The organism is Rhizobium sp. WSM1328 (assembly GCF_057653715.1).
The window spans coordinates 498,854-516,879 of the sequence record NZ_CM172788.1 but is presented as its reverse complement, the minus strand read 5'-3'; the positions used below and the strand labels follow the sequence as shown (position 1 = coordinate 516,879).

Here is an 18,026-nt window from a genome sequence, read left to right as displayed (position 1 = left end):
TCACAATTCCGGCACAAAAATTCGTGATTGCTCTCATTGACTCCTCTCGGAGCCATCCCTAAATGCTCGTCGCTAGCACTCACCGCAAGGGAGTGCTAACATCTATCCATGTGGGCCAATCCGGCCCGCGAATGTCATTCGATCGAGGGATTAGACAATGGCAAGCACCAACTTCCGCCCCCTTCACGACCGCGTCGTTGTTCGCCGCGTTGAGTCCGAAGCCAAGACCAAGGGCGGCATCATCATTCCCGATACCGCCAAGGAAAAGCCGCAGGAAGGCGAAATCGTCGCCGTCGGCTCCGGCGCGCGCGATGAGTCCGGCAAGGTCGTCGCACTCGACGTCAAGGCTGGCGACCGCATCCTGTTCGGCAAGTGGTCCGGCACCGAAGTCAAGATCGACGGCGAAGACCTTCTGATCATGAAGGAAGCCGACATTATGGGCATCATCGGCTGATCGGCCGACCTGCTTTCCCGAAATGGCTGACGGGCTCTTTGCCCGAACAACTCGAATTCAGGAGTTAAGAATATGGCATCTAAAGAAATCAAGTTTGGCCGCACCGCGCGCGAAAAGATGCTGCGCGGCGTCGACATTCTCGCCGATGCAGTGAAGGTCACGCTCGGCCCGAAGGGCCGTAACGTCATCATCGACAAGTCCTTCGGCGCGCCGCGCATCACCAAGGACGGCGTTTCCGTCGCCAAGGAAATCGAACTCGAAGACAAGTTCGAAAACATGGGCGCCCAGATGGTCCGCGAAGTTGCTTCGAAGACCAACGACATCGCCGGCGACGGCACCACGACGGCTACCGTTCTTGCCCAGGCGATCGTTCGCGAAGGCAACAAGGCCGTTGCAGCCGGCATGAACCCGATGGACCTGAAGCGCGGCATCGACCTTGCTGTTGCCGACGTCGTGAAGGATCTCCAGGCCAAGGCCAAGAAGATCTCGACTTCGGAAGAAGTTGCACAGGTCGGCACGATTTCGGCCAATGGCGACAAGCAGGTCGGTCTCGACATTGCTGAAGCCATGCAGAAGGTCGGCAACGAAGGCGTCATCACGGTTGAAGAAGCCAAGACCGCCGAAACCGAACTCGAAGTCGTCGAAGGCATGCAGTTCGACCGCGGCTACCTCAGCCCCTACTTCGTGACCAATCCGGAAAAGATGATCGCCGACCTCGAAGACGTCTTCATTCTCCTTCACGAGAAGAAGCTCTCGAACCTGCAGTCGATGCTCCCGGTTCTCGAAGCCGTCGTTCAGACCGGCAAGCCGCTCCTCATCGTCGCTGAAGACGTCGAAGGCGAAGCCCTCGCTACGCTCGTCGTCAACAAGCTGCGCGGCGGCCTGAAGATTGCTGCCGTCAAGGCACCTGGCTTCGGCGATCGCCGCAAGGCCATGCTCGAAGACATCGCCATCCTGACGGGCGGCACTGTCATCTCCGAAGATCTCGGCATCAAGCTCGAATCCGTCACGCTCGACATGCTCGGCCGTGCCAAGAAGGTTTCGATCTCCAAGGAAAACACCACGATCGTCGACGGTTCGGGCGCTAAGACCGACATCGAAGGCCGTGTTGCCCAGATCAAGGCCCAGATCGAAGAAACCACCTCCGACTACGACCGCGAGAAGCTGCAGGAACGTCTTGCCAAGCTCGCTGGCGGCGTTGCCGTCATCCGCGTCGGCGGCTCGACGGAAGTCGAAGTGAAGGAAAAGAAGGACCGCATCGACGACGCGCTCAACGCGACCCGCGCTGCCGTTCAGGAAGGTATCGTCCCCGGCGGCGGTATCGCTCTGCTCCGCTCCTCCACGAAGATCACCGTCAAGGGTGCAAACGACGACCAGGAAGCCGGCATCAACATCGTTCGCCGCGCCCTGCAGTCGCTCGTTCGTCAGATCGCTGAAAACGCAGGCGACGAAGCCTCGATCGTTGTCGGCAAGGTCCTCGACAAGAACGAAGACAACTACGGCTACAACGCCCAGACGTCCGAATATGGCGACATGATCGCCATGGGTATCGTCGACCCGCTCAAGGTCGTTCGCACGGCGCTGCAGAACGCTGCTTCTGTCGCATCGCTGCTGATCACCACCGAAGCCATGATTGCCGAACTGCCGAAGAAAGAATCGGCTGGCGGCGGCATGCCGGGCGGAATGGGCGGAATGGGCGGAATGGACATGATGTGATAGGCCAACGGCCTTTCACAGCATCGTTCATGAAACCGCCCATCATCTAAGATGGTTCAGCGCGTCAAGCGCGCTGAACTGGCGGAATGGATATGATGTGATAGGCGAAAGCCATCACTGACCACCATTCCGGCATCCGGAACAGGAAGGGCGGCCCTCGGGTCGCCCTTTTCTTTTGCCCAAAGCGATTCGACGTGCGGCACAGTGATTTGCATAGCCGACGAACGCCCGCCCGGCTCCCTCTTACAGGCCCCGGGCACGAAGCTTGCGCGAGGCTTGCGCTGCCTGCGTCTTTCTCAGCCCACCGACATGCGAGAGATCATTGAGTTGCGGCACGATTTCCGGCCTGACGCAGAGTGAAAACGTTTGCAACGCTCGCAAAGATGATCTTCCCATGCCAATTCTGGCGAAATAGGCCGAAGATGCGGGCACCCCCAGAATGAAGCCGATCCGAATACCCCTTAAAAAGCCGTTGCCGTTTGTCCAAAAGCCCCTATAAATCCGCGCTGCAATTAAAGTGCGCCCGGCGATAATTTTTCGCCAATAGACGAGGCCGGGGCGCGGAAGGCGATGCATGAACGTTCGGCTTCGAAGGGCCCCGGTTACGGAGGCCAGATGGCCGTGGCAATCATCGCCGGATGAAGCGCGGGCATCATGCCCGCTGCTGCGTGATCCTGTTTCTTTGTGTTTGCCGAGCGTGCGGCGGGAGCCGCATCCGAACGGGGGAACGCCTTGTTTAAGATCGCCAGAGCCAATGCAGCCGTACCTTTGACACCCGGCTCGTTTGATGACGCCAATCAAAATCACGAGATGTTGGCGCAGTTTTCCGTTTCCGAAGCTTGGACTGGAGATTTTTCGAGCGGCATGCTCCGTCTCGGCGAATGGAGCGCGATGCTGCACGGCCTTGCCGCACGGGAATGCGGACTGCTCAGCCTGATCCGCTGCTATGATGCCAAGGACCGCAGCCACATATTGGAGCTGTTCGAGCAGGCGGCGACGCTCTGCTCCTCCTTCTGTTTTTCGACGACGATCATCATGCCGAACGGCTTGCGCCAGCCGCTGTTCTGCATGGGCGAGTCCAACGGTCTCGAGCAGAAATACAGCGGCAGCATGGTCGGCGTCTTCGTCTTTCCGCGCTTCAAGCTGGAAGGCACAAAGCAGATCACAAGCCGGCGATAGGCCGGACATCAAGATAAAAGGCCGCCTCGAGGGCGGCCTTTCTACTTTGCAGCGATCCGTCCGTTACTCCGGCTTGACCGGTATGTTGAGTCCCCTGGCACTTGCCGGGCGGGCGATGCAGCGCTCCAGCCAATCCGAGACGGCGGGGAATTTTGCGTATTCGAGCACCTCGCGGCCGCCATAGAAAATATCGGCGCCGCGAACCCAGGTGAAGGTGGTGATGTCGGCGATCGTGTATTGATCGCCCATGATCCATTGACGACCCTTCAGCCGGTCATCGAGCACGCCGAGCAGCCGTTTGGATTCATCGCGATAACGCTCGACCGGATAGGAATTGTTGGCGACCTTGTCGGCGGCGAATTTATGGAAATGCCCGAACTGGCCGAACATCGGGCCGATACCCGCCATCTGGAAAAACACCCACTGGATGGTTTCGTAGCGACCGGCGGCATCAGCAGGGATGAGCTTGCCGGTTTTTTCGGCGAGATAAAGCAGGATCGCGCCGGACTCGAAAAGGCCGATCGGCTTCCCGTCCGGACCGTTCGGATCGATGATCGCCGGAATGCGGCCGTTCGGGTTGAGAGATTCGAATTCCGGCGACTTCTGATCGTTGGCGGCGAAGGAAATGTAATGCGGCTCATAGGCGAGGCCGAGCTCTTCGAGGGCGACCGAGACCTTCACCCCATTCGGCGTCTGCAGGGAATAGAGCTGGATGATGTCGGGATTTTTTGCCGGCCAGCGCGTCGTGATCGGAAATGCGGAAAGATCTGCCATCGGAGTCTCCATGTTGGGCGTCGACCATAAGAGACCCGGCTTGGCAAAGGCAAGCGGGGGCAGCTAATGCATGTCGCCCAAAAGTGTGCTGCGGTTTTGGGCCAACGACACGCATGACCACAAAAGATCCAACCGCGTCGCATGAATCCGGTCGAACGCGACGCGCTTTGGAGATCGTTCCATATTAGTGAACGAAGTGTCCCCTTTCGTTTATCTTTCCACAACGCAAGAAAAGAGCGACATAGAGGCATCCGAGGTCGAACCGGTGCTGGGGCACCAAGATCTCCAAAGTCCTTGAAACGGAGACAACGTCCATGTCGAACAACGTCATCATCCTGATTGCCCGTATTCTTCTTTCCTTCATGTTCATCCTTTCCGGCTTCATGAAGCTCACCGATCCTGCCGGTACTGCGGGCATGATCGCCGGTGCCGGCCTGCCGGCAGCAACCCTGCTGGCCTATGTCGCAGGCCTTTTCGAACTGCTGGCCGGCCTTGCGGTTCTCACAGGCCTCCAGGTCCGCATTGCCGGCTGGCTGCTCGCCGCCTTCTGTGTCTTCACGGGCATTGCCTTCCACCTGCCCTACGCGAGTGGCACGGAACTCGTGAACATTCTCAACCAGATCATGGTCATGAAGAATATCACGCTGGCCGGCGCGTACATACTGCTCGCCACCGTCGGTGCCGGCGCCTACTCGCTCGACGCCCGGCGCGGCGCCTACGCAACCGCCTGACACCAGAGACATCCTCCCGGACATACAAAACCCGCCGTCATCCGACGGCGGGTTTTTCTTTTGCCTTCATGACTGAGATCAGAGGGCGGCACGCACCGCATCGATGATCGCCTGCACAGCGGGTTCGCCGGCGTGGCTTTCCTTGCGGGCGCGCACGAGGCAGGCCTGCGAATGCAGGATGACGCCGTCCTGGAGCACCTTCAGATGGTTGGCGCGCAGCGTCGAGCCGGTGGAGGTGATATCGACGATGATATCGGCCGAGCCGGAGGCGGGAGCGCCCTCGGTGGCGCCCAGGCTTTCGACGATGCGATACAGCTGGATGCCGTGCTGGCTCGAAAAGAACTGCTGGGTCAGCCGCCAGTATTTGGTGGCGATGGCAAGGCGCCTGGAGTGGCGGGCGCGAAAATCGGCCGCGACGTCGACGAGATCGGCCATGGTGTCGACATCGAGCCAGATCTCCGGCACGGCGACGACGACATCGGCGTGGCCGAAGCCGAGGCGGGCGCAGAATTCGACGCGCTTGTCGACCTCGGCAAAACCTTCCCGCATCAGATCCTCGCCGGTAACGCCGAAATCGACCGTGCCGTTGCCGATTTCGCGGGAGATTTCGGACGCCGAAAGGAAGGCGATTTCCACATCGTCCCAGCCTTCGACGCGGCCGCGATAGGAGCGATCGTTGCCAACAGCCGAGATCGTCATGCCGGCACGTTCGAAGATCGCCGAAGCGTCCTCCTTCATCCGGCCCTTGGAGGGAAGCGCGATGGTGATGGTCATGCGGCTGCCCTTTCGGTTTCGATGCGGTCGAGCCAGAAGGAGAAGCCGACGGCCGGAATACGGTCCGTCGCACCCAGGAAGGTCAGGAGCCGGTCGAAGCGGCCGCCGCCGGCGAGCACCGCGGTCGAGCCTTCCACCGTCACCTCGAAGACGAGGCCGGTGTAATAGTCGAGCGGCCGTCCGAAGGCGGCGCGGTAGTCGAGGCAGGAAAGATCGACGCCGGCATTGGAAAGTGCTGCAACGCGGCCATTGAAGCGGGCGAGCGCGTTGCCGAGTTTCAGGCCGGCAGCATCGGCAAAACCGGAAAGGGCTGCGGAAGCATTGATAAGCGGCACGTCGAGCGACAGGAACTCTTCCAAAACACGGAAGGCCGCATCGTCGAGGCGCGTTTCGGACAGGATGAGCTTTTCCTTGAGCCTTCGGGCGATCTCCAGGGCCGAGCGGCCGGCATTCGTCGAATAGCCGGTCTTCTGCATCTCCCGCTCGAGATAGGCGACCAGCGCCTGCTCGTCGTCTGATGCGACAAGCCTGGCGATATCGTCGTCCAGCCCGGTGACGAATTGCGGGCTGACGAGGCTGGCAAGCAGGGCTTCCAGCTGCGTCATATTGCCGAAGGCGTGGATCAGGCGCTTCTGCCAGCCGAGCGGCAGGCCGAGCGCCTGGACGACAGCCTCGAACACTGCCTGGTCGCCCAATGTCACGGCTAAGCGGCGGCCCGGCAGCAGGCGGGCGAGAATGCCGGTGGCATCGCCGATGGCGCGGGCGTCGGCGTTTGACAGGTCGATATCGCCAAGATCCTCGATGCCGGCCTGATAGAATTCATTGGCGCCGTCGCGGCGCTGGCGGAAAACCTCGCCGAGATAGGCATAACGCTTCGGCGTGCCGGTCGCCGTCTCGATGTGGCGCAGACAGACGGGGATGGTGAATTCGGGACGTAGGCAGAGGCTGGCGCCGGTTTCGCTCTCCGTCATGAAGATGCGGCGGCGCAGATCCTCGCCGGCGATATCAAGGAAAGGTTCGGCCGGCTGGATGACAGGCGTATCGATGCGCTCGGCGTTGCGCGCGTCGAATTCGGCGATGAGGTCGTTGGCAAATTCGGGGAGATTGATCAGGGGCATGCTGCGCTCCGTATAATAGGCGACGGGCGTGCCGGAAATGCCTCAGACATTCGCCGCTCGCTTCCGATCCTCGGCCTGCGCAGCAAGGATCTCCCTGACCTTGGCGACGAGGTCGGCTTCCGGGACCGTCTCCTGCGCCACGCGCGCCTCGCGCCAGCTGGCATTGTCTTCAATCTCGCCGGAGAGCCGCTTGCCTTCGATCAAATCCTTGATCTGCACGACGCTTGTCGCGCGCTCGTCGCCGCCCTGGATGATGGCGACTGGGCAGCCGCGGCGATCGGCATATTTCAGCTGATTGCCGAACTTCTTCCAGTTGCCCTGGAACATCTCGGCGCGGATGCCGGCGGCGCGCAGTTCCTGCGTCATCTTCTGATAGCGGCCCATCGCCTCGACATCGCCGTCCATGACGGTCACCAGCACCGGCTCGATGACCTCACTGGCGCCGAGCTTGCCGAGGTTCTTCAGGGCTGTCATCAGCCTGGAGACGCCGATCGAAAAGCCGGTCGCCGGAACCGGCTGGCCCATGAAGCGGGAGACGAGGCCATCATAACGGCCGCCGCCGCCGACCGAACCGAAGACGACTTTTTCGCCCTTTTCATTGGTGACGTCGAAGGTCAGTTCGGCCTCATAGACCGGGCCGGTATAATACTCGAGGCCACGGACAACCGAGGGATCGATCTTGATGCGGTCAGGGCCATAACCGGCGCTGGTAACCAGCGCACCGATGAAATTCAGCTCGTCGACGCCCTCGCCACCCCTGGCGGTTCCCGCAACCAGCTCGGCGAGGCGGGCAACGCTTTCGGCATAGTCCGTGATGCCGACGAAGAACAGCACCTTGTCGATCTGCTCCTTGTCGAGACCAGCACCCTTGGTGAAGTCGCCGGATTCATCCTTGCGGCCGGGACCGAGCAGCAGGGCCACGCCCTCCGGGCCGAACTTGTCGAGCTTGTCGATGGCGCGCAGCACGTTGAGCCGCTGGCCGGCCTTGTCGTCGCCGCCGAGACCGATCGCTTCGAGCACGCCATCCAGAACCTTGCGGTTATTGACGCGAATGAGGTAATCGCCGCGCTTGATACCGAGGGCTTCCAGCGTATCGGCCATCATCATGCACATTTCGGCATCGGCCTGCACGCCCGGCGCACCGACGGTATCGGCATCGAACTGCATGAACTGGCGGAAGCGGCCGGGGCCAGGCTTCTCGTTGCGGAAGACGTAACCGGCGCGATAGGTGCGATAGGGCAGCTGGATTTCGTTGAAATTCTCGGCGACATGACGGGCGAGCGGCGCGGTCAGGTCGTAACGCAGCGACATCCACTGCTCGTCATCGTCCTGCAGCGAGAAGACGCCCTCGTTCGGCCGGTCGCTGTCAGGCAGGAACTTGCCGAGCGCATCGGTATATTCGAACAGCGGCGTTTCGAGCGGATCGAAACCATAATGCTCATAGACTTCCCGGATCTTTGCCGTCATCTCGTTGACGGCGCGGATATCGCCGGCCGTCCGGTCGACGAAGCCGCGCGGCAGGCGGGCCTTGAGCTTTTGCGGTTTCTTCTGCTTGTCGTTCATTTCCGGGGATTCCACTGACTGTGACAGTGGCGGTTTCCTAGCGGATTGGGCGGGGAGCGGCAAGGGCGAAGGGCCTTGATCTCAAGACCGGAATCGATTGAACGAAGAGGCATCCATCAGAAATGCGGATATGTTCATGATCACTGAGGCGCTTCTCTATGCCGCAACCTTGCCGCTGACCGGCAAGCCGCATCGAAAGTTCATCCGCTATTCCGTCAATCTCTGGTCGCGGGCCGGGCGCTGCGCGGCGGATTGGGCCGAACATGAGGAGATGAGCCGGAAGGCGATCCTGGCGGCGACGGCCGATCTCAGACAGAAGCGGACCGCCGTCGTCCTCGGCTCCGGCCTGTTGCGCGATGTACCGATCGAAGTGCTGGCGCGAGATTTCGACACCGTCGTCCTGGTCGATCTCGTTCATCTCGCCTCGGTGCGCCTGTGGCTGTCGGCCAAGTTCCATCGCAATGTCCAACTGATCGAGCGCGATCTTTCCGGCTACGACGACCTCGCCGCCGGCCGCGAGCCCGAACCGCTCGGCTTTTTGCGTGCTGTGCCCTATCTCGATTTGGTGGTATCCGCCAACCTGTTGTCGCAGATCGGCCGCGGTGTGAAACGGCGCCATGGGGCCGAGGCGGGGCGAATGCCTGAAGACACGGTGGAAAGGCTGATCGCGGCGCACCTGACCGGGCTTTCGGGGCTTCCCTGCCGCAACTGCCTGGTAACCGACATCGCCTATGCCGTCATCGACCGCAACGGCAAGACGCATGAAGAGGCCGACCTGCTGCATGGCGTTTTGCCGCCGCCGGCAAAAGCCGCCTGGACATGGCCGGTCGCGCCGCTCGGCGAAGAGAGCAAGGATTATAGGATCGAGCACAATGTCATGGCTGCTTGGTGACCAGGATGTGACCGCCGATTGCCTTGGCTTGTATCCAGCATTCGCCTATAAAACAGCATGCGCATGCTCGCCCTCATCACGATGTTTCTCGGCTGGCTGGTCTACAGCGCCATGTCCGCATGGGCCGGCTGCCCGACCTGTGCGTCGATGAATGCGCCGGTCGTCGTCGAAAACGGCATGCACCATCAGATGGCTGGCATGGATAGGCATGAGGCGGCTGATACGGCCGATCCGTTGAAAGACCCTTGCGCCACCGGCAACTCCGCGCATATGCCGCTTTGCGTCGCCTGTCTTTTGCTGCCAGCGACGGTGACGGTCATGGATGGCGGAAAGTCCATTTTCGGCTATCCCGCCCCGGCGCTTGCCCGCGCCCTGGACGACGACAAGCCGACGCCGCAGCCGCCCCCTCCCCGACTGTCCTGACACGACGACTATCCATGCCAATCGGGTGGCCCAGCCGCCCGGCAAACCTATTGTCAGACAGAGGAAGGAACTCTCATGTCTTTGAAAATCATCACCCTCACCGCAATGCTCGCCATCATTGCCGCTCCCGTCCTTGCCAAAGACAAGCCGATGGACATGAGCAAGCCGATGGGCAACCACGATGCGGCGAGCCACGCCTTCAGCGAGGCGAACGCCAAGATGCACAAGGATATGATGATCGACTATAGCGGCGATGCCGATGCGGATTTCGTCCGCGGCATGATCCCGCATCATCAGGGTGCGATCGATATGGCCAGGATCGAGCTGCAATACGGAAAAGATCCCGATATCCGCAAACTCGCCGAAGCCGTCATCAGGGCGCAGGAAGCCGAAATCGCCGAGATGAACGCCTGGCTTAAGGCCCACGGCAAGTAGTCGATCGTTGAGGAAAAGGGGAACGCCGGATGTCCGGCGTTCCCCAAGACTTATGTTGGCGAGGTCAGTCCTTCGGCTCGAAATCGGCCGGGCGGCGGCCGGCGCCCTGTCGCGCCAGCATCCAGCCCGGATATTCGGGCGCAAGCGCGCTCACCTCGTCGAGCTTCTTGATATCCCCTTCATCGAGCTTCAGCTTGACGGCGGCAAGGTTCTGGTCGAGCTGATCGACACGCTTGGCGCCGATGATGACTGTCGTGACGAAGGGCTTGGCCAGGATATAGGCGAGCGCGACGGTGGCGACGCTGACGCCGTGCTTTTCGGCGACTTCGCGCATGACGGCGACACAGGCCCAGGCCTTGTCCTTGTCGACGGGCGGGAAATCGAAACTGGCGCGGCGGCCTTCACCATTGCCGGGCGCGCCGGGACCGTACTTGCCGGAGAGCAGACCGCCGGCGAGCGGGGACCAGACCATCAGGCCAAGCTTTTCCTCCTGCATCATCGGCACGATGTCGCGTTCGAGATCGCGGCCGGCGATGGAGTAATAGGCCTGCACGGTTTCGAAACGGGCAAAGCCGCGGCGCTCCGACAGGCCGAGTGCCTTGGAAATGCGCCAGGCCTGCCAGTTGGAGACGCCGATGTAGCGCACGAGACCACGGGACACGAGATCGTCGAAAGCGCGTAGCGTCTCCTCGATCGGCGTCACCGTATCGGTCGCATGGATCTGATAGAGATCGATATGATCGGTCTGCAGCCGCTTGAGGCTCGCCTCGACCGAGTCCATGATGTGACCGCGCGAGGCGCCGCGGTCGTTCGGCTTGTCGCCCATGACGCCGTAGACCTTGGTGGCGATGACGACGTCCTTGCGTTGGATGTCGAGGTTCTTCAGCGCCTGGCCGAGCAACCTTTCGGACTCGCCGGTCGAATAGACGTCGGCCGTGTCGATGAAATTGACGCCTGATGCAAGCGAGCGCTCGACGATCCGGTCGGCGGCATTCTGATTGACGTCGGCGATGGCGCCCCAGGCAGTGCCTTGCTTGGCTTCGCCGAAGGTCATCGTGCCCAGGCAGATTTCCGAGACGAAAAGTCCGGTATTTCCGAGTTGATTGTAACGCATGGTCGAAAAATTCCTTTGTGTCTGCCGCAAGAGGGGCTTGCGAACTACTGAACTTCATTTTTTGATTATTGGCCTGCATATGACAGGCACAGCCGTGGCTGGCTGCAAGGTGAGGCGATTTTCATGTAGTGCGGCGTCGGCGCTTTTCAACGCCGTAGCTTGGCTCTGCGGAGGCTATGCCCTTGTCTCGACACAGGCCGCCGATAGATTGCCGGCCATATTTTAAGAGGTGCGCATATGACGACGCGACCACTGACCACGATCGGCTTCGATGCCGACGATACACTCTGGCAGAACGAACAATATTACCGGCTGACGGAAGCCCATTTCACCGGGCTTCTTGCCGATTTCGCCGAAGGACCGAAGATTTCCGAACGGCTGCTGGAGGCCGAAAAACGCAACCTTCGCCACTACGGCTTCGGCATCAAGGGTTTTACGTTGTCGATGATCGAGACGGCGATCGAGATCACCGAGGGCAAGATTCCGGCCGGCGTGATCGCCAAGATTCTCGATACCGGCCGCGAGCTCCTCTCCCATCCTGTCGAGACCATGCCGCATGTGCGCGACACGCTGGAGGCGCTTGCCGGCAAATACCTGCTTGTCATGATCACCAAGGGCGATCTCTTCGACCAGGAGCGCAAGCTCGCCCAATCGGGGCTCGGCGACTTCTTCGATGCCGTCGAGATCGTCTCCGACAAGACGGCGGTCACCTATCGCCGCATCTTCGCCAAGGTCGGCGACGGGCCGGAGCGGGCAATGATGGTCGGCAATTCGCTGAAATCGGACATCGTGCCGGCGATCGCCGCCGGCAGCTACGGCGTCTTCGTGCCACACGAACTGACCTGGGTGCTGGAACATGTGGACGAGCCGAAAGAGGCGCCGCGTTTCCGCAAGATCGACCACCTCGGCGAATTGCGCGACCTGATCGACCGGCTCGGCTAAGCCGGGCGCCACCTCTGCCTCATTGCGGCTTGGGCGGGGCCTTCGGGAACAGCGAGGGGCGCTCCGGCTCGGCCGGCGGTTTCGGCTGCTGCGGGGCAGCCGCCAACGGCTCGATCAGGATGCTGAAGGGAGCGCCGAGGCCGCGGCGCGGCGAGACCTTGGAATAATAGGGGCGCAGCAGCCAGGTGGCGTTTTCCTTGATCGTCGTCTCGAAGCTCATGCCGTCCTCGTCGGTGCCGAAGAAGGCCTCGTCATCGGGTTTCGACAGGTCGAAAATCGCCAGGAAGGCAAATTTGCTTTTGGTCGAAAAGCTGATCTTCATATGCTGACCGGCTCGCACCGGCAGCGTATAGACATGGCCATTGCCGAACTTCGTCCAGCCCTTCAACTGCATGGTGACGGCCGGGAATTGCAGCTTCTCCAGCTTCTCACCGGGATCGAGCTGCGGCGTCTGCGCCATGGCGGAGACGGTCAGGAGGAAAAGGGCAGCGGCGGCGATCAGTGTTCTCACGGCGTGATCTTTCATGGGCGAACCAGAGCAGTGCGCATCGCCTCGACCTCGGGCCGGCAGAAGCAGCCTTCCAGATGATCGTTGACGAGACCCATCGCCTGCATGAAAGCATAAACTGTGGTCGGGCCGACAAAGGTCCAGCCGCGTTTCTTCAGATCCTTCGAAATGACCACCGATGTCGGCGTCGTCGGATTGGCGACGATGTGCTCGCGGTCGACCACCGCCGGCCGCTCGTTATGGCCGGGCTCGTAGCGCCAGAAATAATGGGCGAGCGAGCCGAATTCGCCGCGGAGTTCGATGGCGCGCTTGGCATTGTTGATGGTCGAGACGATCTTGCCGCGATGGCGGATGATGCCGGCATCGCCAAGGCAGCGAGCGACATCCTCTTCGCCGAAAAGGGCGACCTTGTCGAAATCGAAACCTGAAAAGGCGGCGCGGAAATTCTCGCGTTTGCGCAGGATCGTCAGCCAGGAAAGGCCCGACTGGAAGCCTTCGAGGCAGATCTTCTCGAAGAGGCGGATATCATCGGTGACAGGGCGGCCCCATTCCTCGTCATGATAGCGGAGATAGTCGGGCAGATTGGCGTGCCAGTGGCAGCGGCTCCTGCCGTCCTCGCCGATGATGATGCCTGTCGCGCTCATGATCCTTCATTCTGCGGGGATCCGCTTCGTTCTCTGCTCATGATTCCGGCTTTACCATTTGCAAACCGTCTTTCCAAACCGAACGGTAACCCTGACGAAAAGTTTATCCGATCGGTCGGCTTTTCGTGAATCGATCTTTACCATTCGCTGGCGGATTGGGTGGCAGCGTCTTTCCCGGGCGGAACATCTCCGCCCGGGCGGACATGTCCCGCCAGCGCATTTTCGGTCATTTGTAGAGAGTTCGTCCGATGATGAAACAGCTTGTTCTTGCCGCAGCCCTCTTCGGGATTTTCTCCACGGCCGCCATTGCAGACGACCGCTACGCCACCCGCCCGCCCGTTGTGCTCAGCCCCGATCTGACCGCACCGTGGATCAACCAACTGGGCGGCGGCAGGGTTCGTCCCGTCGTCTATCAGCGGCCGGTCGTCCAGCCGCAGCAGCGCGGCCTTTTCCAGCGCCGGATCATCCGACGGGCGCCGCAGGTGTCACCGCAGACCGTTTCGGCGATCAATCCCGGCATCCCGTCGATCCGTCGTCCGATCGAACCGCAATACCTGCCGCAGGTGGTCGACTACGATACCACGGAAAAGCCCGGCACGATCGTCATCGATACCAACAACCGCTTCCTCTATCTGGTGATGCAAGGCGGCAAGGCGCGGCGCTACGGCGTCGGCGTCGGCAAGCCGGGCTTCGAATGGGCCGGCGCCCACAAAATCACCCGCAAGACCGAATGGCCGGATTGGACGCCGCCTTCCGAGATGATCAGCCGCGAAGCCGCCAAGGGCCATTACCTGCCGGCGCGCATGGACGGCGGGGCGGAAAACCCGCTTGGCGCCCGCGCCATGTATCTCGGCTCGACGCTTTACCGCATCCACGGCACCAACGCCCCCTGGTCGATCGGCAGCGCCGTCTCCTCCGGCTGCATCCGCCTGCGCAACGAAGACGTCGTCGACCTCTACGACCGCGTCAATGTCGGAACCCGCGTCATCGTCATGTAACGGCGGCGCAATACTTACAGTGCTGCGCGTCTTTTCGAGAGGCGCAAGGGGCGCTGTAATCCTTTAAATTGCTGCATAATTTTTCCTTAAGTCGATTCCGATTTGAGGATAAATTATGCAGTAGGAGCCGCAAGAACAGCCGGCTCCCCTTCTCCAAAATTGCTGTATCCGGCCACACCGATCTTGAATCAGGCAGAAGTTCATGTAGCTTCGAGCGGATTTGCTTGAGGGGAATCGATCATGATCAAACTAATGCCGGGTCTGGCTGCTGCCGGACTTGTCCTGTCCTTGATGTCTACATCCGCCTTTGCAGCACCTGCGGGCTCCGCGCCCGACAATGCACGGGCACCGGCACAGATCGTGCGCGTCGCGCAGATGCCGAAATATGTGAAGCCGCAGTTCAAGCGCAAGAAAGTGCGCCTGGCAACGACGGAAGCCGCCGGCACCGTCATCATCGATACCAACAACAAATATCTCTACCTCGTCGAAGGCAACAATCGCGCCACCCGATACGGCATCGGCGTCGGCCGCGACGGCTTCGGCTGGTCGGGGGTCGTCAAGATCGGCCGCAAGGCCGAATGGCCGGGCTGGACGCCGCCGGCCGAGATGCGCCGCCGCGAAGCCGCCAAAGGACATATGATTCCTGCTTTCCAGGAGGGCGGTGAGGACAATCCGCTCGGCGCCCGCGCAATGTATCTCTACCAGGGCGGCCGCGACACCATCTTCCGCATCCACGGCACCAATCAGCCCTGGACGATCGGCCTCAACATGTCTTCCGGCTGCATCCGGATGATGAACGAGGATGTGTCGCATCTCTACGATCGCGCGCCCGTCGGCACCAAGGTGATCGTCATCGGCCCCGGCAACAGGCAGGGCAAGGTGGCATTCGAGGACAGGGGCATCGACGTGCTGCGTACGATGTTCGGCGGCTGAGCAACACTTAGCAAAAAAACGAAAGGCGCAGTCTGATGCGCCTTTCGTTTTGCTTAGACTTTGCGGCCAAAAGCTGGCACACGTGCCTAAGAGTCGACATATTTATTTCGGGGCTATTCAATGACATCTGCGCTGCGTTCTTCCGCTTCCCTGCTTGCGGGCATCGCGTTTTTGACAATCTGTTCAGCAGTTTCCGCCTCGGCGGAAGACCTGCAATTCTCTATCTACGGCGGCTACCAGACCGCGCCGCATAGCGGCGTCGATCTTTCCGACGGCACGCACTTCACCGCCGGCTGGGAAGGCAAGTCCTTCGGCAGCCCGCCTTATTACGGCGGTCGCGTCACCTGGTGGCTCGAGAACTTCAACAAGCCGAACTGGGGTATTTCGCTCGATTATACCCATGACAAGGTCTATGCCGACGACGATACGCTGGCAAAGGCCGGCTGGTCGCATTTCGAATTCACCGACGGCCTGAACCTCCTCACGGTGAACGGTCTCTACCGTTTCCAGGATCCGACCCGCCGCTGGACCCCCTATCTCGGCGCCGGTATCGGCGTGAACATTCCGCATGTCGAAGTGATTCGTCCCGAGGGCAAGACCTGGGCTTATGAATTCGGCGGCGTGACGCTGCAGGCCCAGGCCGGCGTCGACTTCAAGGTGACCGAGCGCTGGTCGACCTTCGTCGAATACAAGGGCACCTATTCGCGCGTCGACGTTCCGATCGACAGCGGCGTGGACCTGAAGACCAACATCTTCACGAACGCCGTCAACGTCGGCGTATCGTTCCACTGGTAATTGAGTTGTTGAATTTCGGCTGTGGCGCTATTTCGTGCCGCAGCTGACCTTACCCTCGACGGCATAGGGTTTTTCACCGCCTTCGATAGTCAGGGAATAGCTGCCGCTAAAATTTGCCGCCGGCTTGCCGCGCTCGCCGGCGATAACCACCAGATCCAGCGTTGCGCCGCCAGTGTCATCTTCGCCACCGTCGAAGACTTCCATGAGCAGTTCGCCGTTACGCGACCAATGGTTGGTCAGGTGCTGCGATTCGAAAACACGCTTTCCGAACACGGCCTCTTGGGCCGGATCCTTGACGATCAGCGCGCCGCGGAAGTGGTTGAGCTTGTGGCCGGCGGCGCTTTCGAAACCGCTTTCGAGCGTGAAGCGCGCTTCCTTGTCGTCGGCGGAACAGAAATAACGGCTATTTGCATGGGCGGTGCCTGCCGCACCGAGCAGTCCCGCAAGCACAATCATTCCCCGCCACATCGTCTAAACTCCCGAGACCGGCCCGACGGGCCTTCGCAAGCTTCAGCCTAACGGCAAACCTGTTAATTTTTCCGGCACAGCGCCGCCGTAGGCCCAATCGAGCAGTTCGACCGTATGCAGGATTGGAATGCCGGTGCCGGTAGCGATCTGGGTGATGCAGCCGATATTGCCGGTGGCAATGATATCGGCCTTGGTCGCCTCGAGGTTCTTGACCTTGCGCGCCTTCAGCACGGCCGAGATCTCCGGCTGCATGATGTTGTAGATGCCGGCGGAGCCGCAGCAAAAATGGCCTTCCGCCGGATCGCGCACAGTAAAGCCCGCCGCTTTCAATAATTGCTTCGGCGCGAGCGTGATGCGCTGGCCGTGCTGCATGGAACAGGCGGAATGATAGGCGACGGTGATACCCTTCGGCATGTGTGCCGGCAGGTCGAGGGTTGCGAGATATTCGGTGACGTCCTTGGCCAGCGCCGAGACCCTGGCCGCCTTTGCGGCATAGGCGGGATCGAGGCGCAGCATGTGGCCGTAATCCTTGATCGTCGTGCCGCAGCCCGAAGCAGTGATGATGATCGCATCGAGGCCCTGCCCCTCGATCTCGCGCGTCCAGATATCGACATTGGCGCGCGCACTTTCGAGCGCCTGCTCGGCGCGACCCATGTGATGCACCAGCGAGCCGCAGCAGACCTCGCTTTCCGGCACCACGACCTCGACGCCGAGCCGCGTCAACAGCCGGATCGCCGCCGCGTTGATGCCGGGATCGAGCACCGGCTGGGCGCAGCCGGAAAGGATCGCCACCCGGCCGCGCCGTTCCGTTTCGGGCCGATGCGTGCCGGGTTTTGCGAAGTCCGAAGCAGCGGGGATGCGGCGCGGCGCAAGTGCCAGCATGGCGGCGAAGGGTTTCAACGCGCCACCCCGCATCAGACCGGCGAAGGGCCGGCCGAGACGGGCGAGATTGAGCGCCAGGCGAAAGCGACCGGGATAGGGCAGCACAGCGGCAAGGATGGCGCGCGTCAGCCTGTTCATGAACGGGCGCTTGTAGGTCTTTTCGATATGGGCGCGGGCGTGATCGACCAGATGCATGTAATCGACGCCGGAGGGACAGGTGGTAACGCAGGCAAGGCAGGAGAGACAGCGGTCGATATGGGTGACGACTTCGGTATCGGCGGGGCGGCCGTTTTCCAGCATGTCCTTGATCAGGTAGATGCGGCCGCGCGGGCTGTCGAGCTCGTTGCCGAGCGTCACATAGGTGGGACAGGTGGCGGTGCAGAAACCGCAGTGAACGCATTTGCGCAGAATCTGCTCGGATTCGGCGACATCGGGATCGAGGAGCTGGGTCGGGGTGAAGTTGGTTTGCATCTAACGCGACCGCCGCTTTGGGAGGATATCGGGCGTTGTGCATGCAATACCCCCCTCTGTCCTGCCGGACATCTCCCCCACAAGGGGGGAGATCAACAAGAGGTTGGACCATCGCTTCCTATCTGCCGTGTCGGAGTCGCAGTGCCCGAATTGTTTGGGGAAGTCATAGCCCTCAGCCAATCTCCCCCCTTGTGGGGGAGATGTCCGGCAGG

At 61.1% G+C, this 18,026-nt stretch carries 21 protein-coding genes; 11 read left to right on the top strand and 10 right to left on the bottom strand.

Annotated elements, in window-relative coordinates:
* Window positions 1-157 precede the first annotated feature (157 nt).
* Both groES and groL read left to right on the top strand, forming a co-directional pair.
* Complete coding sequence (groES, locus tag AC2444_RS02535) at window positions 158-454, top strand: co-chaperone GroES (RefSeq protein ID WP_003545797.1); 297 nt, start codon at window positions 158-160, stop codon at window positions 452-454.
* Window positions 455-526: 72 nt separating this feature from the next.
* Complete coding sequence (gene groL / locus AC2444_RS02530; RefSeq protein ID WP_012756206.1) at window positions 527-2,170, top strand: chaperonin GroEL; 1,644 nt, start codon at window positions 527-529, stop codon at window positions 2,168-2,170.
* A 243-nt stretch (window positions 2,171-2,413) separates the two neighbouring features.
* Here the strand turns inward: groL and AC2444_RS02525 are convergent, their stop codons facing one another.
* The gene (locus AC2444_RS02525; protein ID WP_162770438.1) at window positions 2,414-2,746 is read right to left on the bottom strand and encodes a hypothetical protein; all 333 of its coding nucleotides are present in this window, start codon (window positions 2,744-2,746) and stop codon (window positions 2,414-2,416) included.
* 156 nt (window positions 2,747-2,902) lie between these two features.
* Between AC2444_RS02525 and AC2444_RS02520 the strand changes: the two genes are divergently transcribed.
* Entirely contained in the window at window positions 2,903-3,349 is a 447-nt protein-coding gene (locus tag AC2444_RS02520; protein ID WP_012756205.1) for a hypothetical protein, read from the top strand.
* 63 nt (window positions 3,350-3,412) lie between these two features.
* Here the strand turns inward: AC2444_RS02520 and AC2444_RS02515 are convergent, their stop codons facing one another.
* On the bottom strand, window positions 3,413-4,123 hold the full coding sequence (locus tag AC2444_RS02515) for a glutathione binding-like protein (protein ID WP_012756204.1): 711 nt from the start codon (window positions 4,121-4,123) through the stop codon (window positions 3,413-3,415).
* Window positions 4,124-4,437: 314 nt separating this feature from the next.
* Between AC2444_RS02515 and AC2444_RS02510 the strand changes: the two genes are divergently transcribed.
* The gene (locus AC2444_RS02510) at window positions 4,438-4,854 is read left to right on the top strand and encodes a DoxX family protein (RefSeq protein WP_012756203.1); all 417 of its coding nucleotides are present in this window, start codon (window positions 4,438-4,440) and stop codon (window positions 4,852-4,854) included.
* Window positions 4,855-4,932: 78 nt separating this feature from the next.
* On the opposite strand, the gene hisG is transcribed toward AC2444_RS02510, so the two are convergent.
* The 3 genes from hisG to hisS are packed head-to-tail and all read right to left on the bottom strand — an operon-like array spanning window position 4,933 to window position 8,309.
* Window positions 4,933-5,628, bottom strand: a complete 696-nt coding sequence (gene hisG / locus AC2444_RS02505) for an ATP phosphoribosyltransferase (protein WP_012756202.1) — start codon at window positions 5,626-5,628, stop codon at window positions 4,933-4,935.
* Window positions 5,625-6,746, bottom strand: coding sequence for an ATP phosphoribosyltransferase regulatory subunit (locus AC2444_RS02500; RefSeq protein WP_012756201.1), 1,122 nt, complete (start codon window positions 6,744-6,746; stop codon window positions 5,625-5,627). The genes hisG and AC2444_RS02500 overlap by 4 nt, the downstream gene beginning before the upstream one ends.
* Before the next feature lie 42 nt (window positions 6,747-6,788).
* Complete coding sequence (hisS, locus tag AC2444_RS02495) at window positions 6,789-8,309, bottom strand: histidine--tRNA ligase (RefSeq protein WP_012756200.1); 1,521 nt, start codon at window positions 8,307-8,309, stop codon at window positions 6,789-6,791.
* 130 nt (window positions 8,310-8,439) lie between these two features.
* Here hisS and AC2444_RS02490 point away from each other — a divergent pair, with 130 nt between their 5' ends.
* The 3 genes from AC2444_RS02490 to copM all read left to right on the top strand — a co-directional run bounded on the left by AC2444_RS02490 (window position 8,440) and on the right by copM (window position 10,059).
* On the top strand, window positions 8,440-9,201 hold the full coding sequence (locus AC2444_RS02490) for a hypothetical protein (protein WP_171815672.1): 762 nt from the start codon (window positions 8,440-8,442) through the stop codon (window positions 9,199-9,201).
* 57 nt (window positions 9,202-9,258) lie between these two features.
* Complete coding sequence (locus tag AC2444_RS02485) at window positions 9,259-9,624, top strand: hypothetical protein (protein WP_012756198.1); 366 nt, start codon at window positions 9,259-9,261, stop codon at window positions 9,622-9,624.
* Window positions 9,625-9,699: 75 nt separating this feature from the next.
* Entirely contained in the window at window positions 9,700-10,059 is a 360-nt protein-coding gene (gene copM / locus AC2444_RS02480) for a CopM family metallochaperone (protein ID WP_012756197.1), read from the top strand.
* 64 nt (window positions 10,060-10,123) lie between these two features.
* Here the strand turns inward: copM and AC2444_RS02475 are convergent, their stop codons facing one another.
* Window positions 10,124-11,173 (bottom strand): aldo/keto reductase, encoded by a 1,050-nt coding sequence (locus AC2444_RS02475; protein WP_128449652.1) that lies wholly within the window; start codon window positions 11,171-11,173, stop codon window positions 10,124-10,126.
* 237 nt (window positions 11,174-11,410) lie between these two features.
* On the opposite strand from AC2444_RS02475, the gene AC2444_RS02470 reads away from it, so the two are divergent.
* Window positions 11,411-12,115 (top strand): HAD family hydrolase, encoded by a 705-nt coding sequence (locus AC2444_RS02470; protein ID WP_012756195.1) that lies wholly within the window; start codon window positions 11,411-11,413, stop codon window positions 12,113-12,115.
* A 19-nt stretch (window positions 12,116-12,134) separates the two neighbouring features.
* Here AC2444_RS02470 and AC2444_RS02465 read toward each other — a convergent pair whose 3' ends face one another.
* Window positions 12,135-12,641 (bottom strand): hypothetical protein, encoded by a 507-nt coding sequence (locus AC2444_RS02465; protein WP_012756194.1) that lies wholly within the window; start codon window positions 12,639-12,641, stop codon window positions 12,135-12,137.
* Window positions 12,638-13,267, bottom strand: coding sequence for a DNA-3-methyladenine glycosylase I (locus AC2444_RS02460; RefSeq protein ID WP_012756193.1), 630 nt, complete (start codon window positions 13,265-13,267; stop codon window positions 12,638-12,640). Before AC2444_RS02460 ends, AC2444_RS02465 begins: the two co-directional genes overlap by 4 nt.
* Before the next feature lie 248 nt (window positions 13,268-13,515).
* Between AC2444_RS02460 and AC2444_RS02455 the strand changes: the two genes are divergently transcribed.
* The 3 genes from AC2444_RS02455 to AC2444_RS02445 all read left to right on the top strand — a co-directional run bounded on the left by AC2444_RS02455 (window position 13,516) and on the right by AC2444_RS02445 (window position 15,993).
* Window positions 13,516-14,265, top strand: a complete 750-nt coding sequence (locus tag AC2444_RS02455) for a L,D-transpeptidase (RefSeq protein WP_012756192.1) — start codon at window positions 13,516-13,518, stop codon at window positions 14,263-14,265.
* A gap of 240 nt (window positions 14,266-14,505) precedes the next feature.
* Complete coding sequence (locus AC2444_RS02450) at window positions 14,506-15,198, top strand: L,D-transpeptidase (protein ID WP_012756191.1); 693 nt, start codon at window positions 14,506-14,508, stop codon at window positions 15,196-15,198.
* Window positions 15,199-15,318: 120 nt separating this feature from the next.
* The gene (locus AC2444_RS02445; RefSeq protein WP_012756190.1) at window positions 15,319-15,993 is read left to right on the top strand and encodes an outer membrane protein; all 675 of its coding nucleotides are present in this window, start codon (window positions 15,319-15,321) and stop codon (window positions 15,991-15,993) included.
* Between the two features lie 27 nt (window positions 15,994-16,020).
* Here AC2444_RS02445 and AC2444_RS02440 read toward each other — a convergent pair whose 3' ends face one another.
* Both AC2444_RS02440 and glcF read right to left on the bottom strand, forming a co-directional pair.
* The gene (locus tag AC2444_RS02440) at window positions 16,021-16,461 is read right to left on the bottom strand and encodes a hypothetical protein (protein ID WP_012756189.1); all 441 of its coding nucleotides are present in this window, start codon (window positions 16,459-16,461) and stop codon (window positions 16,021-16,023) included.
* Between the two features lie 42 nt (window positions 16,462-16,503).
* Window positions 16,504-17,814: a glycolate oxidase subunit GlcF gene (gene glcF, locus AC2444_RS02435; RefSeq protein ID WP_012756188.1), complete on the bottom strand. Its 1,311-nt coding sequence runs from the start codon at window positions 17,812-17,814 to the stop codon at window positions 16,504-16,506.
* Window positions 17,815-18,026 lie beyond the last annotated feature (212 nt).

Coding starts and splice junctions, on each gene's coding strand:
- groES (WP_003545797.1), top strand. CDS start 158: ATGGCAAGCACCAACTTCCGCCCCCTTCACGACCGCGTCGTTGTTCGC.
- hisS (WP_012756200.1), bottom strand. CDS start 8,309: ATGAACGACAAGCAGAAGAAACCGCAAAAGCTCAAGGCCCGCCTGCCG.
- AC2444_RS02450 (WP_012756191.1), top strand. CDS start 14,506: ATGATCAAACTAATGCCGGGTCTGGCTGCTGCCGGACTTGTCCTGTCC.
- AC2444_RS02440 (WP_012756189.1), bottom strand. CDS start 16,461: ATGTGGCGGGGAATGATTGTGCTTGCGGGACTGCTCGGTGCGGCAGGC.
- AC2444_RS02490 (WP_171815672.1), top strand. CDS start 8,440: ATGTTCATGATCACTGAGGCGCTTCTCTATGCCGCAACCTTGCCGCTG.
- AC2444_RS02465 (WP_012756194.1), bottom strand. CDS start 12,641: ATGAAAGATCACGCCGTGAGAACACTGATCGCCGCCGCTGCCCTTTTC.
- AC2444_RS02445 (WP_012756190.1), top strand. CDS start 15,319: ATGACATCTGCGCTGCGTTCTTCCGCTTCCCTGCTTGCGGGCATCGCG.
- AC2444_RS02455 (WP_012756192.1), top strand. CDS start 13,516: ATGATGAAACAGCTTGTTCTTGCCGCAGCCCTCTTCGGGATTTTCTCC.
- AC2444_RS02475 (WP_128449652.1), bottom strand. CDS start 11,173: ATGCGTTACAATCAACTCGGAAATACCGGACTTTTCGTCTCGGAAATC.
- glcF (WP_012756188.1), bottom strand. CDS start 17,814: ATGCAAACCAACTTCACCCCGACCCAGCTCCTCGATCCCGATGTCGCC.
- AC2444_RS02500 (WP_012756201.1), bottom strand. CDS start 6,746: ATGCCCCTGATCAATCTCCCCGAATTTGCCAACGACCTCATCGCCGAA.
- AC2444_RS02460 (WP_012756193.1), bottom strand. CDS start 13,267: ATGAGCGCGACAGGCATCATCATCGGCGAGGACGGCAGGAGCCGCTGC.
- AC2444_RS02485 (WP_012756198.1), top strand. CDS start 9,259: ATGCGCATGCTCGCCCTCATCACGATGTTTCTCGGCTGGCTGGTCTAC.
- AC2444_RS02470 (WP_012756195.1), top strand. CDS start 11,411: ATGACGACGCGACCACTGACCACGATCGGCTTCGATGCCGACGATACA.
- copM (WP_012756197.1), top strand. CDS start 9,700: ATGTCTTTGAAAATCATCACCCTCACCGCAATGCTCGCCATCATTGCC.
- groL (WP_012756206.1), top strand. CDS start 527: ATGGCATCTAAAGAAATCAAGTTTGGCCGCACCGCGCGCGAAAAGATG.
- AC2444_RS02525 (WP_162770438.1), bottom strand. CDS start 2,746: ATGCATCGCCTTCCGCGCCCCGGCCTCGTCTATTGGCGAAAAATTATC.
- AC2444_RS02515 (WP_012756204.1), bottom strand. CDS start 4,123: ATGGCAGATCTTTCCGCATTTCCGATCACGACGCGCTGGCCGGCAAAA.
- hisG (WP_012756202.1), bottom strand. CDS start 5,628: ATGACCATCACCATCGCGCTTCCCTCCAAGGGCCGGATGAAGGAGGAC.
- AC2444_RS02510 (WP_012756203.1), top strand. CDS start 4,438: ATGTCGAACAACGTCATCATCCTGATTGCCCGTATTCTTCTTTCCTTC.